At 61.8% G+C, this 7474-nt stretch carries 6 protein-coding genes and 2 pseudogenes; 6 read left to right on the forward strand and 2 right to left on the reverse strand.

Annotated features, from left to right (window positions below; translation table 11 throughout):
- Positions 1-354: pseudogene (locus ACTG4J_RS13760) on the reverse strand (Hint domain-containing protein); the annotation flags it as partial.
- A gap of 678 nt (positions 355-1032) precedes the next feature.
- Here ACTG4J_RS13760 and dctP point away from each other — a divergent pair.
- The 6 genes from dctP (at position 1033) to ACTG4J_RS13790 (ending at position 7198) form a co-directional block, all read left to right on the forward strand.
- Positions 1033-2121: a TRAP transporter substrate-binding protein DctP gene (gene dctP, locus ACTG4J_RS13765; protein ID WP_439140314.1), complete on the forward strand. Its 1089-nt coding sequence runs from the start codon at positions 1033-1035 to the stop codon at positions 2119-2121.
- Between the two features lie 88 nt (positions 2122-2209).
- Positions 2210-2737 (forward strand): TRAP transporter small permease, encoded by a 528-nt coding sequence (locus tag ACTG4J_RS13770; protein WP_439140315.1) that lies wholly within the window; start codon positions 2210-2212, stop codon positions 2735-2737.
- A complete protein-coding gene (locus ACTG4J_RS13775) occupies positions 2737-4047 on the forward strand; it encodes a TRAP transporter large permease (protein ID WP_439140316.1) in 1311 nt (436 codons plus the stop codon). Before ACTG4J_RS13770 ends, ACTG4J_RS13775 begins: the two co-directional genes overlap by 1 nt.
- Positions 4048-4135: 88 nt before the next feature.
- Complete coding sequence (locus ACTG4J_RS13780) at positions 4136-4618, forward strand: MarR family winged helix-turn-helix transcriptional regulator (protein WP_439140317.1); 483 nt, start codon at positions 4136-4138, stop codon at positions 4616-4618.
- Entirely contained in the window at positions 4618-5385 is a 768-nt protein-coding gene (locus ACTG4J_RS13785; protein WP_439140318.1) for an SDR family NAD(P)-dependent oxidoreductase, read from the forward strand. The genes ACTG4J_RS13780 and ACTG4J_RS13785 overlap by 1 nt, the downstream gene beginning before the upstream one ends.
- A 25-nt stretch (positions 5386-5410) precedes the next feature.
- Positions 5411-7198 (forward strand): feruloyl-CoA synthase, encoded by a 1788-nt coding sequence (locus ACTG4J_RS13790; protein ID WP_439140319.1) that lies wholly within the window; start codon positions 5411-5413, stop codon positions 7196-7198.
- A gap of 7 nt (positions 7199-7205) precedes the next feature.
- On the opposite strand, the pseudogene ACTG4J_RS13795 reads toward ACTG4J_RS13790, so the two are convergent.
- Positions 7206-7474: pseudogene (locus tag ACTG4J_RS13795) on the reverse strand (enoyl-CoA hydratase); the annotation flags it as partial.

Below are 7474 nucleotides of genomic sequence, written 5' to 3' on the forward strand. Positions count from 1 at the left end.
CGCGAGATAGGTGTTGCCGGAAACATCTTGAAAAACGACCGCCGTGATTGTGGCGGTCGTGCCGTCGACATAGGTGATGACCGCGTCATAGACGGAAAGGGCGTCAAAGTTTTGCGGTGCCCCGCCATTGATGCGGAAACTGTCGAAACCGCCGCCATTGTCGGTGTCATAGGTGTTGTTGTCATCTTCGGACAGCCGCTCGGCCGTCAGGAATTGGACGTTGCTGTTGAGCGGGTTTGCCGCGCTGCCATAGGTGCCAAGAAGGCCCGCGGCATTCTCCGCGACCTCGTTGCCCTGCGTCGTGTCGATCAGCGGCAGGTTGCCAAGAAAGATGACCTCGAAACTTGTCGGCATATCAGCGGCCCCACACCGGCTGTGATTGCAGCGTGGCGTCCATCAACGCATGCGAAGACCGGCGCCTTGTGCGCGCGGAAACGAACTTCGCCGGTTGATCAAAGAATTTGTGCACGTCACGGTCCAAAAATCACATGTTTAACTGCTCAAAGATAACGAATGATTGAGGGACAAATTGAGGCGTTACTTTGACAGCACCGCCCAATTTGAGGGGCGTTTTTGTGACCGCTCACCTTCAAGCGGACGGTGAGCCTCAGCGCCCTGCGTCGCGGGCGGGGTAGGCGGCGGGGCACGCCGAAATGCCAAGCCGCCGGGGCGCGGTGACCACAAACGGGAAAAATAATTCGTAAAAACAATTTTTTAAACAGATCTCGCGCAGTGTGCCACCTTGGCAATCACGAAGCTGTTGAAGGCGATGAAAATCATTTGATCTAGAATGATGCAAAGGATAACGTTTATACAACTTAACAATATGCGCGCGCCATGTCGGTCGCGCGCGACCGGGGCAGGGTGGTGCCAAAGGTCCGGTGTTGGGGGGGCTTGATGAGTGTGGGGGGGGTAAGACCGAATAATGCAACACGCTTGAACGGGGCGGTGCATCCGTTTCGACAGCGTGCATGCAAAAGCGAGGCTGAGCAAACGACGATTTCACGATGACACTTGGGAGGTAACCAGTCGATGAAACATACCAAAATACTTATGGCCGGCGCAGCGCTTGCGCTGATGTTAGGGGGAGCGGCAAACGCGCAAGAGTTGCGCGTCGCAGGCGGGGCCTCGCCGAACCATCCCTCGACCTACATGTATCAACAATTCGCCACCTACTTGGCCGAGGAAAGCGGCGGGGCTATGACGGCCACGCTGCTCGGCTCCGAGGTTGTGTCGCTGATGCAGGTTCCCGATGCGCTCGGCTCTGAGCTGATCAGCATCGGCAACATGCTGCCATTGTTCTTCCCGGCCGACTTCGCGCGTACCAATGTCGCGGGGGATATGGCGCTTTTGGGCCGCGATTCACACGCGATGGCGCTTGCGATGACCGAATTTGTCGTCAATTGCGCCCCCTGTCAGGAAGAATTCGGCAACAAGGGCGTGGTGTTCTTGGGTGCCGGTGCATCCGATGTCTATCTTTTGATCACCACCAGCCCAGTGCGCACGGCCGCCGATTTGCAGGGCTTGCGCCTGCGCTCGGGCGGGGCCCCGTTTGCGCGCTGGGCCGAGCATTTCGGCGCCACCCCCGTCAGCATGCCTGTCGGCGAACAGTTCGAAGGCATGAACCAAGGCACGATCGACGGGTCCATGGCCTCGATCGTCGACATGCTGTCGTTCCGCCTGGCCGATGTGGCGAAATATGTGACGGCGGTGCCCTTGGGCACGTATCACGTGACCTCGAATTTCTCGGTCAACCGCGATGTCTGGTCGTCGATGAGCGCCGATGATCGCGCGACGCTGGTGCGCGCGGCCAACCGGGCCAACCCGACCCTGACGGATCGCTGGGGCTTCCAGCTGCCCGAAGCGGCGCGGGGCGCGGCTGCGGGGGCGGGGATCGAAACCATCACTCCTGATGCCGATTTCCTTGCCGCGTCCGAGGCCTTCGCGACCAATGACGCGGCATCGCGCATCGCCGCCGATCCGCTTGCGGGTGAATTCGCGGCGCTGGTCGAAAAGTGGACGGCCATTGTCGATGAAGTCGGTGATGACCCCGTGGCGCTGTCGGCCCGCGCGATGGATGAGATCTGGTCCAAGGTCGATCTGGGCGCCTATGGCCTCTAGGGCAGACCGGGCCTTGCGTGGCCCGACCTGATCCCTTGATCACGAACCACCTCTGGCCTTTTGGGCCAGAGGCTTTTGGAAAGATCGCATGTCCCGAATTGTCTGGTTATCCACACGGCTATGCCGCGCGCTGTCGATGCTCGGCGGGTTGGCCGTGGTGCTGATGATGCTGCATATCTGTCTGGATGTGCTGCTGTTGAACCTGTTCCGTGTTTCGATGCACAGCACGCCCGACATCGTCGCGCGCTATTACATGGTGGCGGTCGCCTTTTTGCCTTTGGGCTGGCTGACGCTGAAGCGGCAGATGATCGCGGTGGAGCTGCTGGATATGGCCCTGCCTGCGTGGATGCTGCGGGTGAGCGATGTCGTGGTCGGCATTGTCGGCACGGTGATCTACGGGCTTGTGACCTATGCGACATGGCTCAAGGCGCTGCGCGAGATGCGGTCGCGCTCATTCGTCGAACTGGTCAGCTTTCAGATGCCGATCTGGCATTCGCATTTCTTGGTCCCGGCGGGCTTCGCCCTTGCGACGCTGGCATGTGCCTTGATGACCTTGGTGCTTTTTTCACCCCGCGGACAGGCGATGCTTGCCGCCCAAACGCCGGATGACACCTGATGAGCGTGGAAACCGGCCTTTGGGGCATCGCCATATTGATGGGTCTTTTGGCGCTGCGTCTGCCTGTGGCGCTGGCGCTGATCGTGGTGTCGTTCGGTGGCATGTGGAGCATGCTGGGCATGACGCCGGCGATGGGGATCTTGGCCAACACGCCTTATTCCTTCGCCGCCAAATGGACGATGAGCGCCGTGCCCATGTTCTTGCTCATGGGGTTTGTGGCCTATCACACCGGGCTGACAGCCGGGCTTTTCGATGCTGCCAAGGCGCTCTTGGCGCGCTTGCCGGGCGGGCTTGCCATATCGTCCATTCTGGCATGTTCGGGCTTTGCGGCGGTATCGGGGTCGTCTTTGGCCAATTCCGCCGCGATGGGGCGCATCGCAATCCCCGAGATGATCAAGGCCGGTTACAAGCCATCCATCGCGGCGGGCTGTATCGCGGCGGGCGGCACGATCGGCGCGCTGATCCCGCCCTCGATCTTGATGATCATCTATGGGGTTATCGCAGAAACCTCGATCGTGCAGGTGTTCTTGGGCGGGATCGTCATCGGTCTGTTGACGGCGGTATCCTATTGCATCGTGATCTTGACGATCGCATGGACGCGGCCCGATGTCTTGCCCCGGCTCTCGGTCGTCGATCGCGCCGATGCACGGGTGGCGCTGCGACAGGTCGCGCCGCTTGTGGTGTTGATCGTCTTGGTCTTTGGTGGGCTTTTCTCGGGCCTGTTCACCGCCACACAGGCGGGTGCCGTCGGCGCCTTTGGAACGGTTGTTCTCGCCTTCGTCATGGGGCGGTTGAGCCGTGATGTGATCCGCCGCTCGGTGTCGGAAACTGTCATCACGACCGCCTCGTTGCTGATCATCGGGATCGGCGCGACGATGTTCACCCGGTTCTTGGGCGTGTCTGGGTTTTCCGGTCTGATCGCATCTTTCGTCGATGATAGCGGCATGAGCTTGATGACGGTTCTTCTCGTCATCGTCTGCATCTACCTGATCCTTGGCACCTTCATGGAACCTTTCGGCGCGATGCTGGTCACCTTGCCGATCTTTTTGCCCCTCATCGAGGCGCAGGGGCTTAGCCTTGTGTGGTTCGGTGTCTTGGTGGTCAAACTGCTCGAGGTCGGCATGATCACCCCGCCCGTGGGAATGAATGTCTTTGTTATCAAAAACGTAGCCAGCCGCTATGTCACTGTGATCGATGTCTTTCGCGGGGTCACGCCCTTTATTCTGGCCGATCTGGTCGTCGTCGCCCTGATCCTTGCCGTGCCGGGATTGGTCTTGTTTTTGCCCGAACTCATGTCGCAAGCGCGGTAAGGCGCATGCGGTCTGAAGGGTGCAAATACTGTTTACCTAGTTAACGTTTTGCGATAGCACTAGCGTAACCAAGACATGGAGAAGAATGATGGCGGGCCCGATTTCAGCGCGACGACACCATGAGGATGAGGCGAACGTCGAAGCCGTTCCCATCTTGGAGGAATTCATCGGCTATAACCTCAAACGCGCCTACATGATCGTACAGGCCGATTTCCGACGCGCATTGGGTGATGAGGGTCTGGCCCCGCGGGTGTTTTCCGCCTTGGCGCTGGTGGTGCAGTTTCCCAATATCACGCAAAGCGGTTTGGCGCGGCTTTTGGGCATCGAGCGATCGGGGCTGGTCGCGTTGGTCGATGAGCTGGAGCGGCGCGGATTTCTCAAGCGCACCCAAGTCCGCGGCGATCGCCGGGTGCAGGCCTTGGTTGCCACGAGTGCGGGAGAAAAAGCCCTCGATGAAACGCTCGCGGCTGTGCGCGCCCATGAGACCGCGCTTTTGTCCGGGCTGAGCGCCTCCGAAAAGGAGGTGCTTTTGACACTTCTGCAGAAAATTCGCGTGATGGAGGCGTCTTGATGCAGGATTGGGTCGGTCACGGAGCTGTTGTGACGGGTGGCGCGTCGGGGCTTGGGGCGGCGACCGCGCTGTGGCTTTCGCAGGCGGGCATGAAGGTCACGCTGTTCGATCTGAACGAAGATCTCGGCGCGGCCCATGCGGCAGCGATCGGCGGTGCCTTCGCGCGTGTCGATGTGGCCGATCCGACCTCGGTGGCGGCTGGTCTGGCGGTCGCGGTCGCAGCACATGGAACGCCGCGCGTCTTGGTCAATTGCGCGGGTATCGCGGCGGCCGCCAAGACCGTCTCGCGCGGTCAGGCGCATGATCCGGCCATGTTTGCCCGCGTGATCGGGGTAAACCTGATCGGCAGTTTCAACTGCGCCAGTCAGGCGGCCGCATTGATGGTCGCTTCAGATCCCGTCGACGCCGATGGCGCACGCGGCGTGATCGTCTCGACCGCCTCGGTCGCGGCCTTTGAGGGGCAGGTGGGGCAGGTGGCCTATGCCGCCTCCAAGGGGGGGATTGTGGCCATGACGCTGCCCATGGCGCGCGATCTGTCCGACAAGGGCATCCGGGTCTGCGCCGTGGCGCCGGGCCTGTTTCTGACGCCGCTTCTGGCGGAACTGCCCGAAGATGTGCAGGCGTCCTTGGGCGCGCAGGTGCCGTTCCCCGCGCGCTTGGGCGACCCGGCGGAATATGCCGCGATCGTCGGCCACATCACGCAAAACCCCATGTTGAACGGCGAGGTCATCCGCCTTGATGGTGCGATCCGCATGGCGCCGCGCTGATGATAACAGGCTCTGGGGGCTGTGCATGAATAAAGAGGTCCGCACAGGCGCATCCGATTTTTGGGCGCCGCAGTTTCACTACGAACACCGCCCCGACGGCACCATTCTCATGCAACAAGGCGCGGCCTTGCCGGCGCATATGCCCGTTTTGGCCGATTATCTCGATCATTGGGCCGACCGCGCCCCCGACCGGACATGGATCGCGCGCCGCAAAAATGGCGGCGAGTGGGAGCGGATCAGCTACGCCATCGCCCGTGACCGTGCGCGCGCCATCGGTGCGGCGCTGTTGGGGCTTGGCCTAGGGCCCGAGCGGCCGCTGTTGATCTTGTCGGAAAACAGCCTTGAACATGCGTTGTTGGGAATGGCCTGTGTCTATGTGGGCATTCCCTATGCGCCCGTATCGCCCGCCTATGCGCTGGTCTCAAACGATCACGGCAAGCTCAAGGGTATCGCCAAGACATTGCGCCCCGGTGCCATCTTTGCCGATGACGGGCAGGCCTTCGCGCCCGCCTGTGCCGCCATCGCGGCTGCGGGATGTCATGTGATCAACCTGCACAATCCAGTCGCGGGCTCCATTGCCTATGACAGCCTTTTGGAGGCCGATCCGGCGGGGGCCGATGGTGCGCGCGCGGCGTTGACGGGGGCGGTGGTGGCGAAATACCTTTTCACCTCCGGCTCGACCGGTTCGCCCAAGGCGGTGATCAACACCAATGCCATGATCTGTGCGATGCAGGCGATGGTGCGCGATTGCTACCGCTTCTTGTCCGAAAAGCCGCCTGTGGTGCTGGATTGGGCGCCGTGGAACCATACGGCAGCGGGCAACAAGGTGTTCTACCTCGTGATGACCAATGGCGGCAGCTATTACATTGATGATGGCCGCCCCGTTCCCGGCAAATTCGGCGAAACCCTGCGCAACCTGCGCGATTTGCGCTGCACATGGTATTTCAACGTGCCCATCGGCTGGGACATGCTTTTGGCCGAGTTGGAGAAAGACGCGGACCTTGCGGCCAATTTCTTTGCCGATCTGGGCATGATGTTCTACGCCGGCGCCGGCATGGCACAGCACACATGGGATGGGCTGCGCGCCATCGCGCGCAAGACCACCGGGCGCGAGGTGTTGTTGGCCACGGGGCTTGGGGCGACCGAAACCGCCCCCTTCGCGCTCGCCTGCACCGAGGTGCAGGAGCGCGCGGGCAATGTCGGCGTGCCCTCGGCGGGGCTGATCCTGAAGCTGGTGCCTGTGGGCGGCAAGATGGAGCTACGCCTCAAGGGGCCGACCATCACACCGGGCTATCTGGGCGATCCTGCCCGAACCGCCGAGGCCTTTGACGAGGAGGGGTTTTATTGCATGGGCGATGCGCTGCGCCCGGCTGACCCCGATGATCTGTCCAAGGGGTTTTTCTTCGACGGGCGCGTGGCCGAGAACTTCAAGCTGTCGACCGGTACTTGGGTCGCTGTGGGGGCGGTGCGCGCGGGGCTCGTCGATGCGATGGGCGGCCTGATCCGGGACGCGGTGATCGTGGGCGAAAATGAGCCTGAGCTAGGCGCGCTTGTGGTTCTGTCCGACGCTGGCCGCGCGCTTTCTGACGCGGACCGGATCGCGGCGCTGCGCGAAAAGCTGGCCCTTGCCGCCAAGGCGGCGACCGGGTCGGCCAGCCGCGTCCGCCGTATCGCCATCTTGCCGCGCGATCCCAGCTTTGATCGGGGCGAGGTCACGGAAAAAGGATCGCTCAATCAACGCGCCATGCGCGACAGCTTTGCCGAGATGATCGGACCGCTTTATGCCGGGCAGGGGGCCGTGATCCGGGTCTAGGCCCGGATCAGCGGAACCTGGCGTCGCGCTTTTCCAAAAAGGCGCGCAAACCTTCCTTGGCGCCATCTGACGTCTGCGACAGGGCGGCTGCAAGGCTTTCGGTGAATAGCCCATCGCCGCGCGCCATATCGCCGATCCGCGAAAGCGCGTTGATCATCAGGTAATTCGAGAAGGGCGCGTTATCGGCGATCCGGCGGGCAAGCTGCATGGCCAGATCAAGCCCTTCGCCTTCGGCGACTGCATAATGCGCAAGCCCCAGCGCCAGACCTTCTTCGG

The sequence above is a fragment of the Roseicyclus sp. genome, from assembly GCF_965662675.1.
In the GTDB taxonomy this organism is placed as follows: domain Bacteria; phylum Pseudomonadota; class Alphaproteobacteria; order Rhodobacterales; family Rhodobacteraceae; genus Roseicyclus.

Bases quoted from the DNA above. Each gene is read 5' to 3' on its own strand.
- dctP (WP_439140314.1), top strand. From the start codon at position 1,033: ATGAAACATACCAAAATACTTATGGCCGGCGCAGCGCTTGCGCTGATG.
- ACTG4J_RS13770 (WP_439140315.1), top strand. From the start codon at position 2,210: ATGTCCCGAATTGTCTGGTTATCCACACGGCTATGCCGCGCGCTGTCG.
- ACTG4J_RS13775 (WP_439140316.1), top strand. From the start codon at position 2,737: ATGAGCGTGGAAACCGGCCTTTGGGGCATCGCCATATTGATGGGTCTT.
- ACTG4J_RS13780 (WP_439140317.1), top strand. From the start codon at position 4,136: ATGGCGGGCCCGATTTCAGCGCGACGACACCATGAGGATGAGGCGAAC.
- ACTG4J_RS13785 (WP_439140318.1), top strand. From the start codon at position 4,618: ATGCAGGATTGGGTCGGTCACGGAGCTGTTGTGACGGGTGGCGCGTCG.
- ACTG4J_RS13790 (WP_439140319.1), top strand. From the start codon at position 5,411: ATGAATAAAGAGGTCCGCACAGGCGCATCCGATTTTTGGGCGCCGCAG.